The following is a 19608-nucleotide window of genomic DNA, read 5'->3' as shown; positions in this document are numbered from 1 at the left end:
CGAGGGACATGGCCGTCGCAGCATGGCTGTGGTCTGGCAGGTTGGCAACGGTTGCAGGATGCAGCGCCGCCGCCGTGCTGGGCAGTCGTTGGCTCGACGCGTCGGAGCCGGCGGAGCTGATTCGGTCCAATCGCCGGGCCCCTGAGAAGATCCGTGTGTACAGCGATTCGCTCTGCAGTCGCGATGTCTGCCGCGTGGGGGATATGCGGGTGACAACTCCTGCGCGTACCGCCTTCGACATCGCCCGGCGTCTGCCGCTGCTTGTAGCAGTTCCGAAAATTGACGCGGTGCTGCGGGTGAGCGGCTGCTCTGCGCTCGACGCTCAAGCGGTGTTGAACCGCAACCCTGGCCTGCGGGGTACGCGAAATGCCGCTATAGCGCTGGGCCTCGCAGACGCAGGTGCTGAGTCCCCGCCGGAGTCTTTAGTCCGGTTACTGGTTCTCATGGCGGCCCTGCCGCGGCCGGCCACCCAGATCGTCGTTCCAGACGATTACGGGAGTCCGCTCTACCGCCTCGACCTAGGCTGGCCGCAGCACAAGGTCGCGATCGAGTACGACGGGGCGCAGCACTGGACCGATCCTACTCAGCGTGCTCGCGATATCGAACGCCTCGAATTCCTCGCCGCGCAGGGCTGGACGATTATTCGTCTCAGCTGGGTGCAGCTGCGCGATCAGCCGATATCTGTTGTCAACCGCGTCGCAAGGGCACTCGGCGCGGTACCGAACGTGACGTTGATGCACGCGTTCCTCGACGACTGGGTCCAACAACTTCACGTTCGACGCGTGAGCTAGCGACGAAGCACGGCCAGCCGTCGAATCGCCTCGTCGAGGGTGTCGTCGCGTTTACAGAAGGCGAAGCGCGCCAGGTGATTCCACTGGTTGTCGGTCGACTCGCAGAATGCCGCCATCGGGATGGCGGCCACGCCCGCTTTCTCCGGCAGGTCGGCACAGAACGAGGTGCTGTCTTCGTAGCCGAGCGGCCGCGGGTCGGCGCACAGGAAGTACGTGCCGAAGCTGTCGTGCACCTCGAAGCCCAACTCGTCCAGCGCAGTGCCGAGCCGGTCGCGCTTGGCCTGCAACGACCCCCGCAGACCGGCAACCCAGGCCTCTTCCGTGTTGAGGGCCTGGGCCACAGCGGGCTGGAACGGCGCGCCGCCGACATAGCTCAGATACTGCTTGGCCGCGCGCACGCCCTTGATGAGATCAGCTGCGCCGCAGGCCCAGCCGATCTTCCACCCCGTGACGTTGAACATCTTGGCCGCGCTTGAGATCGTGATCGTCCTCTCGGCCATCCCCGGATAGTTGGCCAGCGGTAGGTGCCGGTGGCCGTCGAAGACCAGGTGCTCGTACACCTCGTCGGCGATGACCAGCAGGTCGGCCTCCACCGCGAGCTCGGCAATCGCGGCGAGTTGCGCGTCGGAGGCCACCATCCCGGTTGGGTTGTGCGGTGAATTGATCATCAGCGCCTTGGTTTTCGGCGTGACGGCTCGGCGCAGCGCGTCGACGTCGATGGCGAAGCCGCGACCGTCGGCCACCATCGGCACGACGCGCCGCTCACACCCGGCCATCGCGATGACGGGTGAGTACGAGTCGTAGAACGGCTCGATCAGCAGCACCTCGCTGCCCGGCTCGACGAGTCCGATGACCGACGCCGCGATCGCCTCCGTCGCACCCACGGTGACGAGCACTTCGGTGTCGGGGTCGTATTCGGTGCCGAAGTTCCGCTTGCGCTGCGCGGCGATCGCCTCGCGCAGCGGCGGGATGCCCAGCCCGGGTGGGTACTGGTTGACGCCCTCGGCGATCGCGTTCTCCGCGGTCTTGAGCATCGCAGGCGGGCCGTCCTCGTCGGGAAATCCCTGGCCCAGGTTCACCGCGCCGATGCGTGCTGCCAGCGCCGACATCTCGGCGAAGATCGTCACCGCGTAGGGCTGCAGCCGCTTCACCGTCATGGGTCGCAAGCGTAGGGCAGGAATGAACGCCCGCTGCCGAGCGCTGTCAGCGGCATGGCTTTCACCCTCGACGATAATTCAGCGCTTCTGCGGCCCGCGACGATCGGCGACGTGTCGACCGACAACCGGTTGTTCATGGCCCCATTGACGCGTTCCCGCGCAGAGGCCGATGCGACACCCTCGGAGCTTGCCGCGCTCTATTACGGGCAGCGCGCGTCGGCGGGTCTGATCGTCACCGAAGCGACGGCAATTTCCAAGGCAGCCAACGGCGCATACCTCAACACACCGGGGATGTTCACCGACCGGCATCAGCGGCGGTGGGCCGACATCGCCGGCGCCGTGCACGGCGAAGGCGGCCGCATGTTCGTGCAGCTGTGGCACGTCGGGCGGATGGGCCATCCGGAGATCAGCGGCGTGGAGACAGTCGCCCCGTCGGCGATCGCCGCCGACATGACAGCGCACACGCCGACCGGTCGTAAGCCGTTGCCTGTGCCGCGCGCGCTGCGCACCGACGAGATCCCTGCCGTCGTCGCCGACTTCCGCTCCGCCGCCCGCCGCGCCGTCGACGCCGGGATGGACGGCGTCGAGATCCATTCGGCCAACGGGTATCTGCTGCACGAATTCCTCTCCGACGTGACCAATCGGCGCGACGACGTCTACGGCGGTTCACCGCAGAATCGGGCCCGGTTGACGGCCGAGGTGGTCGAAGCCGTCGCCGCGGAGATAGGCGCGGGCCGGGTGGGGCTACGGATCTCGCCGGGAAACGATGCGGGCGACATGCGCGAGGTCGACGAGGTGTCGGCCTACGAGGCGCTGCTGAACCGCATCGCCCCGCTCGGGCTGGCGTACCTGCACCTGGTCATCGAGCCGACACAGCTCGCGTTCGCGGTCATCCGCTCGGTGTGGGAATCCACGCTGGTGCTCAACACCCCGCGGGGCATCGACACCAACTTCTGCGAGCTGGAGAACCTCGTCGACTGGGGTGTCGTCGGCGCGGTCGCGGTGGGCCGCGCGTATCTCGCGAACCCGGACCTGATCGAGCGCCTGGCCCGAGGCGCCGAGCTCAACGAGCCGGATGTCGCGACGTTCTACGCACCGGGACCCGTCGGCTACATCGACTACCCGACGCTCGCCGAGGCCGACTCTCTCGAAGTGGCCTGAGTCGCGCCGAGATCGACATATTGGCGGGATCCATTCGCGCTTTCCCGCCTATACGTGAGTTTCGGCGTTATGGGGTGTGTGGGGAAGCGAGGGTGATGTACCTCCCAACCAACAGGTTGGCCGAGGCTGTAGGCTGGCGCAGAGGACAACCGCCCATGCGGGCAGGTCTCCCACCTAACCCCATCTGAACAGGAACTATCTTCATGTCTGAAGAAGCCTTCATCTACGAGGCCATTCGTACGCCTCGCGGCAAGAACAAGAACGGCGCCCTCAATGAGGTCAAGCCCGTCAACCTGGTCGTCGGTCTGATCGACGAACTGCGCATGCGCTTTCCCGACCTCGACGAGAACCTGATCTCCGACCTCATCCTCGGCGTCGTGTCGCCCGTCGGCGACCAGGGCGGCGACATCGCCCGCACCGCGGCGCTCGTCGCGAAGCTGCCCGAGACCACCGGCGGCTTCCAGCTCAACCGCTTCTGCGCGTCGGGCCTCGAGGCCGTCAACACCGCCGCGCAGAAAGTCCGCTCCGCTGGGACGACCTTGTGCTCGCCGGCGGCGTGGAGTCGATGAGCCGCGTCCCGATGGGCTCCGACGGCGGCGCGTGGGCGACCGATCCCGAGACCAACTACCGCATCGGCTTCGTCCCGCAGGGCATCGGCGCCGACCTGATCGCCACCATCGAAGGCTTCAGCCGCGAGGACGTCGACCGCTACGCGCTGCGCAGCCAGGAGAAGGCCGCCGCGGCATGGTCGGGCGGCTACTTCGCCAAGTCCGTCGTCCCCGTCAAGGATCAGAACGGCCTGGTCATCCTCGACCACGACGAGCACATGCGCGCCGACACCACCCTCAAGGGCCTCGGCAAGCTGAAGACCGCGTTCGACGGCGTCGGCGCCATGGGCGGCTTCGACGATGTGGCGCTGCAGAAGTACCACTACGTCGAGCGCATCAACCACGTGCACACCGGCGGCAACAGCTCCGGCATCGTCGACGGCGCCGCGCTGGTGCTCGTCGGATCCGAGAAGGCAGGCACGTCGCAGGGCCTGACCCCGCGGGCCCGCATCGTCGCCACCGCCACCAGCGGTGCCGATCCGGTCATCATGCTCACCGGCCCGACGCCCGCCACCCGCAAGGTGCTCGACCGCGCGGGGCTGACCGTCGACGACATCGACCTGTTCGAGCTGAACGAGGCCTTCGCCTCGGTGGTGCTGAAGTTCCAGAAGGATCTGAACATCCCCGACGAGAAGCTCAACGTCAACGGTGGCGCCATCGCGATGGGCCACCCGCTCGGCGCCACCGGCGCGATGATCACCGGAACCATGGTCGACGAGCTCGAGCGCCGCAACGCGCGCCGCGCGCTCGTCACGCTGTGCATCGGCGGCGGCATGGGTGTCGCGACCATCATTGAACGAGTTTGAGAGAGGGTCCTTCAGAAATGGCAGAGAACACGATCAAGTGGGACAAGGATGCCGACGGCATCGTCACCCTGACGCTCGACGACCCGACCGGTTCGGCGAACGTGATGAACGAGCACTACAGCGAGTCGATGCACAACGCGGTCGAACGCCTTGTCGCCGAGAAGGATTCGATCAGCGGCGTCGTCATCGCCAGTGCGAAGAAGACCTTCTTCGCGGGCGGTGACCTCAAGGGCATGATCCAGCTCGGCCCGGAGAACGCAGGCGAGGCGTTCGACACCGTCGAGTCGGTCAAGCGCGATCTGCGTGCGCTCGAGACCCTTGGCAAGCCCGTCGTCGCCGCCATCAACGGTGCGGCTCTCGGCGGCGGCCTCGAGATCGCGCTCGCGGCCCACCACCGGATCATCGCCGACGTGCCAGGAGCGGTCGTCGGGTTCCCCGAGGTGACGCTCGGCCTGCTGCCCGGCGGCGGCGGCGTCACCCGCAGCGTCCGGATGTTCGGCATCCAGAAGGCGTTCATGGAGGTGCTTTCCCAGGGCACCCGATTCAAGCCCGGCAAGGCCAAGGAGGTCGGCCTCGTCGACGAGGTGCTGCCGACCGTGGAGGAACTGGTGCCGAGGGCTAAGGCTTGGATAAAGGAGTTCAAGGCCAATCCCGAGGCGCACACCCAGCCGTGGGACGCCAAGGGCTACAAGATGCCGGGCGGCACGCCGTCCAGCCCGGCGCTGGCCGGCATCCTCCCGTCGTTCCCAGCGTTGCTGAAGAAGCAGCTCAAGGGCGCGCCGATGCCGGCGCCGCGGGCCATCCTGGACGCCGCGGTCGAGGGTGCACAGGTGGACTTCGACACCGCCTCGCGCATCGAGAGCCGCTACTTCACCACGCTCGTCACGGGGCAGACCGCCAAGAACATGATCCAGGCGTTCTTCCTCGACCTGCAGCACATCAACGGCGGCGGTTCGCGGCCCGAGGGCATCGCCAAGCAGGAGATCAAGAAGATCGGCGTGCTCGGCGCGGGCATGATGGGCGCGGGCATCGCCTATGTCTCGGCGAAGGCCGGGTTCGACGTGGTGCTCAAAGACGTCAACATCGAGGCCGCGCAGAAGGGCAAGGGCTACTCCGAGAAGCTCGAAGCCAAGGCGCTGGAGCGCGGCAAGACGACCCAGGAGAAGTCCGACAAGCTGCTGGCCCGCATCACGCCGACCGCAGACGCCGCCGACTTCAAGGGCGTCGACTTCGTCATCGAGGCCGTGTTCGAGTCGGTTGAGTTGAAGCACAAGGTGTTCGGTGAGATCGAGGACATCGTCGAGCCCAACGCGCTGCTCGGGTCGAACACGTCCACGCTGCCGATCACCGGTCTGGCTACCGGAGTGAAGCGCCAGGAGGACTTCATCGGTATCCACTTCTTCTCCCCGGTCGACAAGATGCCGCTGGTCGAGATCATCAAGGGCGAGAAGACCTCTGACGAGGCGCTGGCCCGCGTGTTCGACTACACGCTGGTCATCGGCAAGACCCCGATCGTCGTCAACGACAGCCGCGGCTTCTTCACCAGCCGGGTCATCGGCACCTTCGTCAACGAGGCGCTGGCGATGCTCGGCGAGGGCATCGCGCCCGCGAGCATCGAGCAGGCGGGCAGCCAGGCCGGCTACCCGGCGCCGCCGCTGCAGCTGTCCGACGAGCTCAACCTCGAGCTGATGCACAAGATCGCCGTCGCCTCCCGCAAGGGTGTCGAGGACGAGGGCGGCACGTATGTGCCGCACCCTGCCGAGGCGGTCGTCGAGAAGATGATCGAGATCGGGCGGCCCAGCCGTCTGAAGGGCGCCGGTTTCTACGAATACGCCGACGGCAAGCGCACCGGTCTGTGGCCGGGATTGGCCGAGACGTTCAACTCCGGCTGCACCGAGATTCCGCTGCAGGACATGATCGACCGGATGTTGTTCGCGGAAGCGTTGGAGACCCAGAAGTGCCTCGACGAGGGTGTGTTGACGTCGACCGCCGACGCCAACATCGGCTCGATCATGGGTATCGGATTCCCGCCCTACACCGGCGGCAGCGCGCAGTTCATCGTCGGCTACCAGGGAGCAGGCGGAACCGGCAAGGAGGCCTTCGTGGCCCGTGCCAAGGAGCTGGCCGCCCGTTACGGCGACCGCTTCAACCCGCCGGCTTCGCTGAACACGTAACGCTGGAAACGAAACAGCCCCCGGGGCAGGCCAAGTGCCTTCGGGGGCTTTTCGTATCGTGGGTTCAGTGAGTGCCGAAACTGTCGACGGAGTCGGGTTTCGGTCGGAGCGAGGACCCGTCCTCGTCTCGATCATGGTTTCCCTCAGCCTGGTCGCGCTGGACGCGACCGTGCTGGCCACCGCGATCCCGACGATCGTCGGCGAACTCGGCGACTTCGCGCTGTTCCCGTGGTTGTTCTCCGGCTACCTGCTCGCGCAGGCGGTGACGACGCCGCTCTACGCGAAGCTGTCCGATCTGTTCGGCCGCAAGCCGGTCATGCTGGTCGGCATCGGCCTCTTCATGGCGGGCTCGGTGCTCTGCGCGGTCGCGTGGTCGATGCCCGCGTTGATCGTCGCCCGCGCTATCCAGGGAACGGGTGCCGGTGCGGTGCAACCGATGTCGGTGACGATCGCAGGCGACATCTACACACTGGCCGAGCGCGCCAGGGTGCAGGGGTACTTCGCCAGCGTGTGGGCGATCGCATCGGTGATCGGGCCGACCCTGGGCGGGCTGTTCGCAGAGCTGGGCATCTGGCGGTGGGTCTTCGTGATCAACGTGCCGCTGTGTCTGTTGGCGGCCTGGATGATGATCCGCCGCTTCCACGAGGACGCCGATCGCGGCGACAGATCTGTCGACGTCCGCGGCGCGGTGCTGCTCACGTCCGGATTGACGCTGCTCGTGTTGGGGATTCTCGGCGGCGGACAGGCCTGGGCCTGGAGTTCGATGGCGAGCATCGGCGTGTTCGGCGCCGGTGCCGCGCTGCTGACGGCATTCGTGGTCGCCGCCCGCCGGGCGGTCGAGCCGATTCTGCCCGGCTTCGTTCTGACGCGGCGACTGCTGCTGACCACGACGCTGATCGGTTTCGGTGTCGGGGCCATCCTGATCGGGCTGACGTCCTACGTGCCGACCTACCTCGAGGGATCTCTCGGCGTGTCGCCGGTCGAGGCGGGTCTGGCGCTGACGACACTCACCATCGGCTGGCCGTTGACCGCGGGGCTGGCCGGGCGGATCTACCTTCGGATCGGCTTCAAGAGCACCGGGCTGATCGGCGCCGTTCTGGCGCTGCTCGGCACCGGCGGGCTCGTCGCGACTGCGCATCAACCGAGCATCGTCGCGATGGCGGCGCTGTGCTTCGTGACCGGTTGCGGGCTCGGCCTGTTGGCATTGCCTGCCCTCGTCGCCGCACAGTCCAGCGTGGATTGGGACGAGCGAGGCGTCGTCAGCGGCACGCACATGTTCGCGCGGTCGCTGGGCAGCGCGGTCGGCGTCGCCGTCTTCGGGGCGATCGCCAACTCGGTGTTCGGTGAGGGCGACGTGCATACGCTTGGCGCCGCGACCATTCAGTCCGGCACGGCGGCCGTCTTCGTCGGGGTGCTGGTGGTGGCCGTCGCCTCTGCCGCCGCGGTCATTGCGATGCCGTCGACGCCACCTCGCACCGAGCCGTAGCTACGCGGCCAGTTCCTCGGCGGGGTGAAGTTGCGGGTTCGCCTCAGGGTTGGCTTCCAGCGCGTCCAAGACGATGGACCAGACCTGCGGGCTCAGCACGACGCCGAGATGTCCCGCCGGGTATCCCGGATACCGTTCGTGCAGAATGATATTGGTGACGTTGTCGCCTTCTAGAGCTTGCTGGGTGTACGGCGTGACGATCTCGTCGTTACGCGTGATGATGTTGGTGTATTGGACGCGGGGGTCGGTCTCCTGTTCGCCGTACACCTCCTGCTGAAAGTCCGAACCGACCGTCTGCTGAATGAAGGCGGGCCCGAGCAGGTTCACGAACGAAGCGACCAGAGGTCCCGCGACCGGGACGCTCAACAGACCGGCCAGGCCGTTGAAGTCGGTGCCGTGATTGCTCGGGGCGATGCCGATGACCTGAGACACCTTGTCGGCGCCGCCTTCGACATTGTTGATGTAGTACGCGGGCAGGATGCCGCCGCCCTGCGAGTGGCCGATGAGGATGACCTTCTCCGCGCCGGTTTCCGCGAGCACCCTGTCGATCTCGTCGTCCAGTTCTTCGGCTGACTTCTCGATGTCGCCCGTCGCCTGGATCGGTGAATTGGGGTTCCCGGTGACGTTGCCGTAGTTGAAGGTGTAGACCTTGTATCCCGCATTGGCGAGGACCGGCGCTCCGACGGACCAATTGGTGCCCTGGGTCGCCGTCGTCCCGTTCACCAGGATGATCGGCAGCGGGTGCTCGTCGGTGACTTTTATGCTCGGGTCGTTCGCGCCAGGCGGCGGCTTCTGCGGATTGAAGAACGACAAGCCGTCAAGCACCCCGTAGGTGACCGGGAATCGGCCAGGGCTGGATGCGTCGAGCGGGGCGCCGATCAGCGTTCTGCTCGCGGCCGCAGCCGTATTCGCCAGCGCCGTCGCAAGCGCATAGGGCACTCCCAGAAAGTCATTCGGCCCGAACACTTGCGCGAAGGTGTGCGCGACCGTGTACACCACCGACGCCGTGACCACGCCGACATCGGAGGCGAGCCCAACGCCTTGACGGCCGAGTTGCGGTATGTCGATCGCGCCGGGGCCTGGGAAGGTTCTCGGCGCTTCTGGTCCGGGAGGGTCCACTGAGGCGATGGCGGCCGCCGATGGCGTCGGGTCCACCTTGCGCACCGATACGTCGGCGAGGGGGGAACGCTCGGCAGCGACGACGATCGGGTTGCGCGGCTTGATCGGATCCACCGCGGTGGAGATCAGGTCGAGGCGGCGGTCGCCGTGCAATGCGCGCGGCGCCTCCCACCGGCGTGGCTTCGCGGCGGCAACCGAGGCCGTAGGCGGCTCCGGGGTGGCGATCGCTTCTTCTTCGTCGACGGGTGTCGCGGTTCCGCTGTCTCGCGCGGAGTCCCGGCGTGGCGCGGTGGAAGTGGTGAACTTCTTGGTGTCGTCACGCTGGGTGGCCCGAATGCGGTTCTCGGGTCGGAGATGTCGCGTCAGCCGGTCGCGCAGATCAGTTGGCCGCTTCGACGACTCAGGCTTCGACGATTCGGGCGTGCCTGACGGACTCGCGTGCCCGCTGGGCGCACCTTCTGACGTCGGGCCTGCATCCGACGGTGGCGGACTGTCGGCATGGGCGACGCCACCGGTCACCGCGACGGTCATCCACGCGGACAGGACAAACGCAGCCACCGCCACCCGCAACCACCAACGAAGCGCCGACCTGCGATTCGATCCCAACTGAAGCCCTTCCCCCAGCCGCCGAGGTCTGCACTTTAACCAGATCGAGGTGAAGGATTTCTGCTTTTCCGCAAGGCGACGGTGGACGGCGCCATGGCCGCTTTGGATATGTGACGGCCGGCGGTTGGCTATCGTCGATGCGTGACCGAACCCTTCACCGAGAGGTTCGCGGCAGGGCTGGCCGGCTACGGCGACGGGCAGTGCATCGAGTACGAGGGCCGCTGGTACACGGGCAACGAGGTGATCGCGTACGCAGACGCGATCGCATCGCTGCTGCGGGATGCCGGGGTCGCCGACGATGCGCCCGTCGGCCTCGTGGTCCGCAACCGGTTACCGCATGCCGCGGCCATCATGGGGTTCATCGCGGCCGGCCGAACCGTGTCGATGATCTACTCGTTCCAGTCGCCTGACGCGATCGCCCGCGACATCGAGAACCTCAACCTGTCGGCGATCGTGGCCGGCGAGGAGGACTGGACCGACGCCGTCATCACCGCTGCCAAGCACGCGGGCAGCGCGGGCGTCGCACTCTCGATGCGGTCGCCGACCGTCGTCCCGGTCGCGGGACTGGAGCGCCGCGATGAAACGCGTAACCACGCTCGGCCGGAAGCCGGCGTGGCGCTGCAGATTCTGACCAGCGGCACCACCGGGCCGCCGAAACGGCAGTCGATCAAGACGCGGGTACTGGAACGGACCGTGTTCAGCGTGACCAGTGGTGAAGCCGCCGCGCCGGGCGCGCCGCCGGAGTTCTCCTACTGGCAGTTCGGCGGCATCGGGGTCTGCCAGCTGATCGCCGGTGCCTACAACGGCAGACGGATCGTCATCCTGGAGCGGTTCACCGTCGATGGCTGGGTCAATGCCGTCAAGACGCACGGCATCAAGCGATCAGGCGTGCAGCCCGCCGTCATCCGCATGCTGCTCGACGCCGACATCGCCAAGGAGGACCTGGCATCGCTGGACTTCCTGATCAGCGCGTCGGGTCCGCTCGATCCCGAGACGCGCGACGAGTTCGAGGCCCGTTACGGCATTCCAGTCAAATTGGCCTACGGCGCAACGGAATTCGCGGGGTCACTATGTGCGTGGACACCCGAGATGGACCGCGAGTTCGGCGCATCCAAGCGCAACAGCGTCGGCAGGGCGCTGCCGGACACGGCGCTGCGCATCGTCGACCCGGACACCGGCGCCGAACTCGCTGTCGGGCAGCGGGGGCTCCTGGAGGCGAAGATCACCGCGATCAGCGAGGACTGGATTCGCACCACCGACATCGCCTCGATCGACGACGACGGATTCGTCACTCTACACGGCAGGGCGGACGGTGCGATCAATCGCGGCGGTTTCAAGGTTCTGCCGGAAACCGTTCGGAGGGTGCTGATCTCGCATCCCGCAGTGCGCGATGCATGCGTGGTCGGTGTGCCCGACGCCCGGCTGGGGCAGGTGCCGTTCGCCGCCATCGAGGTCGTGCCTGGCGAGCCCGTGCCTGCCGAAAACGAACTCAAGGACCTGGTCCGGCAGTCGCTGCCGGTCTACAACGTGCCCGTCGCGTTCACCGTCGTCGACGACCTGCCGCGCAACCCCGCGCTGAAGGTCAGCATCCCCGCTGTCGCGGCGCTCTACGAGGCGCGCGCAAGCAGGTAGTACCTGACGGGATCCTTACCGTTGTGGTCCATGGCGGGCTCGCTGCCCGACGACAGCAGCGTCCACGGACCCTCGAATCGCTCTGCGACCTCCGAGGGTTCGATGCCGGGCACTCCGTAGGAGCCGCCGGGAATGAACTCGACGAGGAGGAGTCGGGCGCCGGGCGCCGCCGCCGCCGTCACCTCCCGCACGTAGTCGTGTCGGTCCTCGTCGTTCATCCCGTGCAGGCAGCCGTTGTCGACGATGAGCGAGAAGCCCGATCCGATGTTCTCCTCGCACAGCCGGGTGACATCGGCCTGCTCGAACCGAACATCGACGCCTTTGGCCAAGGCCTTCGCCCGTGCCTTGTCGACGGCCTTCTGTACATAATCAACGCCGGTGACCTGCCAGCCGTGGTCGGCCAGGTAAATGGAGTTGTCGCCTGTGCCGCAACCGATGTCGAGCGCCGTTGCGGGAGTCGGCGACCGGTCGCCTTCAATCAAATTCGCCAGGCTGGTCGGCAGCGGATGACCGTCCCACGGGGTGAAACCGAACCGGTAGAAGGTCCGGAACAGCAGCTGCCGGGAGCTCATGTCAGAAGCCGCCGAGGTCGGCCGAGAGCCAGTGCTCCGGCTTCATGTGGATGACCACGGAGGGGCCGTGTTCGCGACGGGCGATCTCGAGGTAGGGCTCCACCGCCTCGGGCGGCAGGTAACGCTTGGTCACCTCGACGAGGAGTTCGTCGGTGCCGGGTTCGATGCGGCTGACTGGACCGTCCACCGCGACGTAGCGGACGGTGGGGTCGAGGCGCTGGACCATCAGCGTGAACTCGCCCTGCGTCTCTATGAGCCGGTGCTTGCGGGAGCCTTCACCGGTGAGCACCCACGGCTCGCCGCCGGGTGCGTACTGGTACCAGACCGGCACCGTCAGCGGGCCGCGCTTGTCGCCGGCGCTCACCGACAGCGCCGCGGTATGGGGTTCGGCCAGAAACTGCTCGCGTTCTTCCTTGGAAAGAGCCATGAGCTTCAAGGTAGTCACCTAAGCCGACGTCCGACTCCACATCGAATTCTGCACGAGGGCTGCGATCGCGGTGCGAGGCACAACCGAGCCGCAGAATTCGGCGGTTCAGGCGGAGGCATAGAGTCGAACGTCATGGACTTCGGACTGTTCATTCCGCAGGGCTGGCGCCTCGACCTCGTCGACATTCCCACCGAGAACCACTGGCAGGTGATGCATGAACTGGCCACCTACGCCGACAACGGCGAGTGGGATTCGCTATGGGTGTACGACCACTTCCACACCGTGCCCGTGCCGACGGACGAGGCGACGCACGAGGCGTGGTCGCTGATGTCGGCATATGCGGCGAGCACATCGCGGATCAAGCTCGGGCAGATGTGCACCGCGATGAGCTACCGCAACCCGGTGTATCTGGCGAAGGTGGCGGCCACCGCGGACATCATCTCCGGCGGCCGCGTCCAGATGGGCATCGGCGGCGGCTGGTATGAGCACGAATGGCGCGCCTACGGCTACGGGTTCCCGTCGGCGGGTGAGCGGCTCGGCCGACTCGACGAGGGGGTCCAGATCATGCGCGACGCATGGCGCGACGGCCGAGTCACGTTGCAGGGCAAGCACTATCAGGTCGACAACGCGATCGTCGCGCCGAAGCCGTTGCAGGACGGCGGCCCGCCGCTCTGGATTGCCGGCGGCGGCGAGAAGGTGACGCTGAAGATCGCCGCGAAATACGCGCGCTACACCAACTTCAGCTCCGAGCCCGACGTCTTCGCGCACAAGTCCCAGGTGCTGGCCGATCATTGCCGCAACGTCGGTACCGAATACGACGCGATCGTCCGCTCGGCCAACTTCAACGCCGTCATCGGCGACACGGAGGCCGACGTGTCCGACCGCATCGCGAGAATCCGGAGCAAGCAGGTAGCCGTCGCCAACGAGCAGGCGGTCGACTCGATGCTGAACATGGTGAAGTCAACCGATTCGCTTGGCTGCACACCCGAACAGGCCGTCGAGCGGCTGAAGCGGATGCGCGACCTCGGGTGCGAGTACGCCATCCTCTACTTCCCCGAGGCGGCCTACGACCGCTCCGGCATCGAGCTGTTCGAGCAGAAGGTCATCCCCGAGCTGAGCTAGCTCCGGCTAGGGGATCGGCGTGATCGGCACCGTGCCCGGTGCGGGTGGCGGTGCGTCGAAGTACCCGGGCGGCGGTGGACCGGTCAACGGGTAGTAGCCCTCGGGCAGCGGCGGCCCGCCGGAAGTTTCCGCGCTCGGCGGGGCTTCGGAACCGGGTGCGTTCAGCGACGTGAAGCCGGGCGGCAGCTGCGGCGCAGGACCGGCACCCGGTGGCGGGGGATGGCCGCCGGGCATCTGGCCTTCCGGTGTCTCGGCGAAACCGTAGGGGTCCTTGGCCTGATTCCAGGCGTCCTTGAGGAACCCCAGCGGGCCACTCGAGTTCCCTGACCCGTACTTCGGGTTCTGGATTTCCGGCACCATCGGCGGCCCGACCGGCGGCGGCGCAGGCGCGGCGACGACATCGCCTTCTGGAATCACGAACACGGGCTGACCTGGGGGAATCGGCTCGCCCGGCGCAGGAGGAGGCGGTGGCGGTTCCGCGTTAGCGTGGGCTGCCAGGCTCAACGCGCCGAATCCGATGACCGTCCCTGCGATCGCCGCGGCGGCGATTCTTCGCGTCATGAAGAACGAGGCTAGCCGATTCGCGACGCAGCGGCGCGGAGAGAGCGATGCCGATGCGCACTCCACCGAAACCCCATCCCGACATGTGCGGTGAATGATCGGCGAGGTGGTCGAGCATCGAGGTGACGGCGGTGACGAACACGACCGCGCTGGTATCCGGCGTAGTTCGCGGTTGCCAGTTGGCCTGCCAGTGCGGGGGCGATTGCGGCCTGTGTGGTCATCAGCGGCAGGATCGGCGTGTAGGCGAAGCGCCCGATTCCCATGGCGGCGCCCATGGCCGCGGCGCCGCGTCCGACGTGAGCCCAGTGCGGGTGCATCAGCCGATGGTGCGTCGGAGGTGGGCAGGTATGCCACGACTAATTCGCTTCCAGCTGAGAGGCTTCGCCTCAGACGCCCGTTGGCGACTTGCCGCTTCTACGAAGGACGAGAATGGTGGAGTAGGTCATGGTTCGGCTTGCCAGCCCAGATCGAGGCGGGTCATGGCATAAGCGCCCGATTGCATGTCCGATCGTCTGACGAAGGATGCCGAATATATGAACAAGGTTTCTCTCACCGCGCTTGCGCGTGAGCATCTCGAAACGGCACGTGCGGCCAGCAGCGGTCGCAGCTCACACACCGTCTACGGCGGCCACGAGCATTCGTTGCGCCAGACTCTGATCGCGCTGAGGGGTGGCAGCGGTCTCGACGACCACGAGAGCCCGGGCGAGGCGACGCTGCAGGTCCTGCAGGGGCGGGTCCGGGTCACCAATGCGGACGCGAATTGGGAGGGCTCGCCGGGGGATCACATCGTCATACCGGCGTCGCGGCATGGACTGCAGGCGCTCGAGGACGCCGTTGTGCTACTGACCGTCGTGAAACCTGTTGGGCCGCACGTCTAATTTCAACGTCGATGACTCAGTACGTTGACGACGTTGCCTGCTGGATCCGCGAAGAAAAAGCGCCGAACACCCCAGTCCTCGTCGCTGAGCGGATGCACGATCGTCAGTCCGGCGTCGACCGCGGCGCGGTAGGCGGCATCGACGTCGTCGACCTCGATCGAGACGTTCGGGTTGACCGGCGCCGTCGCATCCCTTGTCATCAAGCTCACCTGGTGGCGGCGATCGTCGTCGGCGAATGTGGCGATCCAGCCGAGGTTCATCACCTCGCATAGCCCCAGCACCTCACGGAATGCGTACGAGGCCGCAGTGACGTCGGCGACGCTGAGAACCGGCATGACGCGGCGAACTCGTTGGGTCGACCTCCTCAACGCGGACTCGTTCCTCGCCGCTTGATCGTCGCTCGACGCCGTCATATCGCGGGACCCAGCAGATCGTCGGCGTCCTTGATGACGTACCCGTAGCCCTGCTCGGCGAGGAAGCGCTGACGGTGCGCGGCGTATTCGGCGTCGAGGCTGTCGCGCGACACCACCGAATAGAAGACAGCACCTCCACCGTCGGCCTTGGGTCGCAGCAGCCTGCCCAGCCGCTGTGCCTCCTCCTGACGCGATCCGAACGTGCCCGAAACCTGCACCGCGACACTGGCTTCGGGAAGATCGATGGAGAAGTTGGCGACCTTCGACACCACCAGCGTGGTGATCTCCCCGCGGCGGAACGCGTCGAACAGGGCCTCGCGCTCGGAGGTCTTCGTCGACCCCTGAATGACCGGGGCGTTGAGCTCGGCACCCAGTTCGTCGAGCTGATCGAGATACGCGCCGATCACCAGCGTCTGCTCGCCGGGATGGCGCTCGAGGATGGACTTCACCACCGCGATCTTGGAGTGCACCGTCGAGCAGAGCTTGTAGCGTTCGTCGGGCTCGGCGACGGCGTAGAGCATCCGCTCGTTGTCGGTCATCGTCACCCGCACCTCGATGCACTCCGCAGGCGCGATCCAGCCCTGGGCCTCGATGTCCTTCCACGGCGCGTCGTAGCGCTTCGGCCCGATGAGCGAGAACACATCGCCCTCGCGGCCGTCCTCGCGGATCAGGGTCGCCGTCAGGCCGAGCCGCCGCCGGGACTGCAGGTCAGCCGTCATCCGGAAAACCGGCGCGGGAAGCAGGTGCACCTCGTCGTAGATGATCAGGCCCCAGTCGCGGCTGTCGAACAGTTCGAGGTGGCGGTACTCGCCCTTGGTGCGACGGGTGATCACCTGGTATGTGGCGATGGTGACCGGGCGGACCTCCTTCTTCTCGCCGGAGTACTCGCCGATCTCCTCCTCGGTCAGCGACGTGCGATTGATGAGCTCGCGCTTCCACTGCCTGCCCGCGACGGTGTTGGTGACCAGGATGAGCGTCGTCGCGCCTGCCTTGGCCATGGCGGCGGCGCCGACGAGCGTCTTGCCCGCGCCGCACGGCAGTACGACCACGCCCGAGCCGCCTTGCCAGAACGAATCAGCGGCCATCTCCTGGTAGTCGCGCAGATGCCAGTTCTTCTGGTCGAGGCTGATCGCGTGCTTCTCACCGTCGACGTAACCGGCCAGATCCTCTGCGGGCCAACCGATCTTGAGAAGCATCTGCTTGACGCGGCCGCGCTCGCTGTTGTGCACGATCACGATGTCGTCGTCGATGCGGGCACCGAGCATCGGGGCGATCTTCTTGTTGCGCAGCACCTCCTCGAGCACCGCGCGGTCGAAGCTCACCAGCGTGAGGCCGTGGACCGGACTCTTCACCAGCTGAAGGCGGCCGTAGCGGGCCATGGTGTCGACGATGTCGACCAGCAGCGGCTGCGGCACCGCGTAGCGCGAGAACGAAACCAGCGCGTCGACGACCTGTTCGGCGTCGTGGCCCGCGGCGCGCGCGTTCCACAGCGCCAGCGGGGTGATCCGGTAGGTGTGTACGTGCTCGGGCGCGCGCTCGAGCTCGGCGAAGGGCGCGATCGCCGCGCGGGCAGCGCCCGCTTGCTCGTGGTCGACTTCAAGCAGCACCGTCTTGTCGGACTGCACGATCAGGGGGCCGTCAGTCATTCTCGACTCGCGGTCGTCTTCGGTCGGTCATTTTGTCCATTATCCCGATGGCCCGGACACGCAGTCCATCGAGCATGCGTGAACTGTTGGTTTGTGGCGGCGCGTCGACTGCATACGCACAGGCGCGCGAGGGAACGGCAGAGGTCAGGCCTCGTCGTTGTCGGCGGATACGACGGAGGTCACGCGGTGGATCGCGAAATCCCTGACCCGGCCGGTGGCAGGATCCCAGGCGGTCAGCTGACCACCGCGGACGCTCACCGGCGCCACCACCCGCTGAGTCGCCACCCCTGCGGGGTCGACGTAGCCGATCACCACCGAGGACTGCATCCGGGCCGCCTCCTGCAGCTGCGAGATCGCCACCGCAGGATCGATCCGCATATTGGCGAACGGTTGCGAGGCCACCTTGCGCAACACCGCGACGATCGCGCTGAGCGTCTGTCCTGCCGGGGGTGTCAGCGGTCGCGGAACCCGACGGTTCGCAGGCGGCGGGACGCGGGCCCCCCTGGCGCGGATGTCGACGATCGTGCCGGTGGAATCCTCGGCGGCGGGGGCGAAGCCTGCGGTGCGCAGTGCCGCGAGCACCTCCGAGATCGGCGCCTGCGACACCGCGACGGTCGGGGCGAGCAGTCGCATCTCCAGCGGCTCGGCGGCGGGGGCGCCGACCGCCTGGGCGAGCAGCGCCGGATCCTCGCAGCGGACGAACGACGCGGCCATGCCGACCCGCAGCTGGCCGTGGCGACGCGCAACGTCGTCGATGAGATAGGTGAGACCCTGCGGTACAGGTGTTCTCGAATGGCGTTCGAACAGCGCGTGCAATTCGCTTGCGGTGCGGCCGGTGTCCAGTGCCCGGCGGATCGACGCCTCGCTTATCCGGTACACCATGGCCGCGCCCGCCGACTCCACGGTTGCCACCGACGCCAACTGGTCGGCGAGGTCGCGTTCGAGCGGGCCGGGGACGATGACGGTCAGGTCGGCCTGCAACAGGAAGTGGTCGATGGGCTCGGGCAGCACCTTGGCCATCGCGTCGACGGCACCCACGTCGCCCGCCAGCAACTTGCGCCCTGGACTGGTGATGGCCCCGCGGCCGACGATGCCCAGTGCGTGAGACTCGGTCAGCAGGTCGCCGACGGGCTGCGGCTGGAGCCGCACCGCCCAGCGCGGGCGCCGCCAGATCATCGCCCGAGACGCCTCGGCCGCATTCACACCTGCGCCGTCGGGCAGGTCGGCCAGCACGCTCAACAGCAATCGGCGGTCATGCGGAGCGGCCGTCGAATACAGCGAATCCGATAGCGCCGCATAGGGTTTGCCGTCGGGGCCGCGACCGCCGATCAGTCCCGGCCTGCCGGGCAGGTCGAGCCAGGTGGACGCCAGCTGATGCCAGCGCACGGCGACGGGGGACTCGACGAAGCGGTCAGCCGCCACCGTCGGCGCCCAGAACGGTCCGGTGCCGTCGACCGGTTCTGGGTCGGGCAGTCCAGCCGCGATCAACCCCGCTGCCGCCGACAGTTCGAGGATCAGCCCGAGCCGCGGCTCGTCGATGCCGGTGACCTTCGTCAACCGCTTGACGTCCCGGACGCCGAGGCCGCCGCTGCGTAGCTCGGGAATCGGTGTGGCCCCGAGTGTTTCGAGCACCACCTCGACTTCTCGCAGCAGATCGATGACGGCGCCTGCCGCCACCGCGTCGACATCCTTGGCGGTTGTCGTCGACACCACGGGATCCGGTGGCGTCAGCTCGACCGGTCCGGGGATCTCACCGCGCAGCACCTGGCCGACCTGTCGCGGCAGGATCACCGTTTCGGCGTCGACCTGCCGCAACAGGCCCGCCGCAAGCAACCGTTGCACCGGCCGGTCCGCGGGCGTGCCCGGTGCCGCGTCCCGCGTGCGGCCCATCGGCGAACCCTCCATCAGGCGCCGCAAGAGATCGCGTTGCGCGTCGTCGATGTCGGGAAGCCGGTCGGCGATCTCAACGCCGGTGGGTTCGGCGCCCTCGAGCACCGCCTGGCCGGGATACCACGGCAGGCCCGACGAGGCTTCGGCCGCGACCCGGACCTCGGAGTCACCCCATACCAGCGCCCGCTCGCGCAGGTCGTCGACCGCTGCGGCGATGGCCTCCTCGTCGGCGCGATCCCCGAGCAGCGCGGTCAACTTGGTCAGGGGCACCGGTGTCGTGTCGGCGTGCAGGGTCAGCAGCGCGTCGAGTGCCGCCAACCGCAGAAAGTCCAGCTCATCGGTGGCGGCCTTGACCGATTGTCTGGCCTGCGCTCGCGCGGCGAGCGCCGCGATGCTGCCCGGCGGCGGCTGAGTCAGGTCGGGTCGCAGCTCGAGCAGCCGAATCAGCCGCTCGTCAGGCAGATCCGCTAGCCAGGCGCCCAGCGGCACGCCTGGGTTGTGTTCGGACATTACTGACCAGCGTAAAGCAGGCTTACGCCTGTCTCGCACCTCGCGTCCG

Annotated in this window: 16 protein-coding genes and 1 pseudogene; 8 read left to right on the top strand and 9 right to left on the bottom strand. The window is 67.2% G+C overall.

The genetic code is table 11. The annotated features are described in order from the left end of the window. The first annotated feature begins 8 nt into the window (after positions 1–8). Positions 9–791: a DUF559 domain-containing protein gene (locus tag C6A82_RS22655; RefSeq protein WP_311101485.1), complete on the top strand. Its 783-nt coding sequence runs from the start codon at positions 9–11 to the stop codon at positions 789–791. On the opposite strand, the gene C6A82_RS22650 is transcribed toward C6A82_RS22655, so the two are convergent. After that, positions 788–1948: a pyridoxal phosphate-dependent aminotransferase gene (locus tag C6A82_RS22650; RefSeq protein ID WP_105344050.1), complete on the bottom strand. Its 1161-nt coding sequence runs from the start codon at positions 1946–1948 to the stop codon at positions 788–790. The genes C6A82_RS22655 and C6A82_RS22650 overlap by 4 nt on opposite strands. Positions 1949–2002: 54 nt before the next feature. On the opposite strand from C6A82_RS22650, the gene C6A82_RS22645 reads away from it, so the two are divergent. The 4 genes and pseudogenes from C6A82_RS22645 to C6A82_RS22630 all read left to right on the top strand — a co-directional run bounded on the left by C6A82_RS22645 (position 2003) and on the right by C6A82_RS22630 (position 8183). Beyond that, entirely contained in the window at positions 2003–3109 is a 1107-nt protein-coding gene (locus C6A82_RS22645) for an alkene reductase (protein ID WP_105344048.1), read from the top strand. A 203-nt stretch (positions 3110–3312) separates the two neighbouring features. Continuing rightward, positions 3313–4523, top strand: a pseudogene (locus C6A82_RS22640) (acetyl-CoA C-acetyltransferase). A 17-nt stretch (positions 4524–4540) separates the two neighbouring features. Further along, positions 4541–6697 carry a 3-hydroxyacyl-CoA dehydrogenase NAD-binding domain-containing protein gene (locus C6A82_RS22635; RefSeq protein ID WP_311101484.1) on the top strand — a complete coding sequence of 719 codons (2157 nt, stop codon included), beginning with the start codon at positions 4541–4543 and terminating at the stop codon, positions 6695–6697. A 67-nt stretch (positions 6698–6764) separates the two neighbouring features. After that, positions 6765–8183, top strand: a complete 1419-nt coding sequence (locus C6A82_RS22630) for an MFS transporter (RefSeq protein WP_233216733.1) — start codon at positions 6765–6767, stop codon at positions 8181–8183. On the opposite strand, the gene C6A82_RS22625 is transcribed toward C6A82_RS22630, so the two are convergent. Next, on the bottom strand, positions 8184–9860 hold the full coding sequence (locus tag C6A82_RS22625; protein WP_233216734.1) for a triacylglycerol lipase: 1677 nt from the start codon (positions 9858–9860) through the stop codon (positions 8184–8186). It lies immediately after the preceding gene. Positions 9861–10049: 189 nt separating this feature from the next. Between C6A82_RS22625 and C6A82_RS22620 the strand changes: the two genes are divergently transcribed. Continuing rightward, a complete protein-coding gene (locus tag C6A82_RS22620) occupies positions 10050–11540 on the top strand; it encodes a fatty acid--CoA ligase family protein (protein WP_311101483.1) in 1491 nt (496 codons plus the stop codon). Here the strand turns inward: C6A82_RS22620 and C6A82_RS22615 are convergent. Both C6A82_RS22615 and C6A82_RS22610 read right to left on the bottom strand, forming a co-directional pair. Then, a complete protein-coding gene (locus C6A82_RS22615) occupies positions 11516–12112 on the bottom strand; it encodes a bifunctional 2-polyprenyl-6-hydroxyphenol methylase/3-demethylubiquinol 3-O-methyltransferase UbiG (RefSeq protein ID WP_105342830.1) in 597 nt (198 codons plus the stop codon). The genes C6A82_RS22620 and C6A82_RS22615 overlap by 25 nt on opposite strands. A 1-nt stretch (position 12113) precedes the next feature. Further along, positions 12114–12539, bottom strand: a complete 426-nt coding sequence (locus tag C6A82_RS22610; RefSeq protein ID WP_105342839.1) for a pyridoxamine 5'-phosphate oxidase family protein — start codon at positions 12537–12539, stop codon at positions 12114–12116. 132 nt (positions 12540–12671) lie between these two features. Between C6A82_RS22610 and C6A82_RS22605 the strand changes: the two genes are divergently transcribed. Further along, entirely contained in the window at positions 12672–13661 is a 990-nt protein-coding gene (locus C6A82_RS22605; RefSeq protein WP_105342832.1) for an LLM class F420-dependent oxidoreductase, read from the top strand. A 6-nt stretch (positions 13662–13667) separates the two neighbouring features. Here the strand turns inward: C6A82_RS22605 and C6A82_RS22600 are convergent, their stop codons facing one another. Together C6A82_RS22600 and C6A82_RS22595 are read right to left on the bottom strand one after the other, a co-directional pair. Continuing rightward, positions 13668–14222, bottom strand: coding sequence for a hypothetical protein (locus C6A82_RS22600; protein WP_199193636.1), 555 nt, complete (start codon positions 14220–14222; stop codon positions 13668–13670). Positions 14223–14233: 11 nt separating this feature from the next. After that, positions 14234–14539, bottom strand: coding sequence for a YbfB/YjiJ family MFS transporter (locus C6A82_RS22595; RefSeq protein WP_233216793.1), 306 nt, complete (start codon positions 14537–14539; stop codon positions 14234–14236). Between the two features lie 216 nt (positions 14540–14755). Here C6A82_RS22595 and C6A82_RS22590 point away from each other — a divergent pair, with 216 nt between their 5' ends. Then, positions 14756–15100, top strand: coding sequence for a cupin domain-containing protein (locus C6A82_RS22590; RefSeq protein WP_105342843.1), 345 nt, complete (start codon positions 14756–14758; stop codon positions 15098–15100). Between the two features lie 2 nt (positions 15101–15102). Here C6A82_RS22590 and C6A82_RS22585 read toward each other — a convergent pair whose 3' ends face one another. The 3 genes from C6A82_RS22585 to C6A82_RS22575 all read right to left on the bottom strand — a co-directional run bounded on the left by C6A82_RS22585 (position 15103) and on the right by C6A82_RS22575 (position 19559). Beyond that, positions 15103–15435: a VOC family protein gene (locus tag C6A82_RS22585; protein ID WP_105342833.1), complete on the bottom strand. Its 333-nt coding sequence runs from the start codon at positions 15433–15435 to the stop codon at positions 15103–15105. A 74-nt stretch (positions 15436–15509) separates the two neighbouring features. Next, entirely contained in the window at positions 15510–17159 is a 1650-nt protein-coding gene (locus C6A82_RS22580; RefSeq protein ID WP_105342835.1) for a DNA repair helicase XPB, read from the bottom strand. Between the two features lie 144 nt (positions 17160–17303). Beyond that, positions 17304–19559, bottom strand: coding sequence for a helicase-associated domain-containing protein (locus tag C6A82_RS22575; RefSeq protein ID WP_105342837.1), 2256 nt, complete (start codon positions 19557–19559; stop codon positions 17304–17306). Positions 19560–19608 lie beyond the last annotated feature (49 nt).

The sequence above is a fragment of the Mycobacterium sp. ITM-2016-00318 genome, assembly GCF_002968285.2.
Classification (GTDB): domain Bacteria; phylum Actinomycetota; class Actinomycetes; order Mycobacteriales; family Mycobacteriaceae; genus Mycobacterium.
This window is presented reverse-complemented; position numbering and strand designations above follow the sequence as displayed.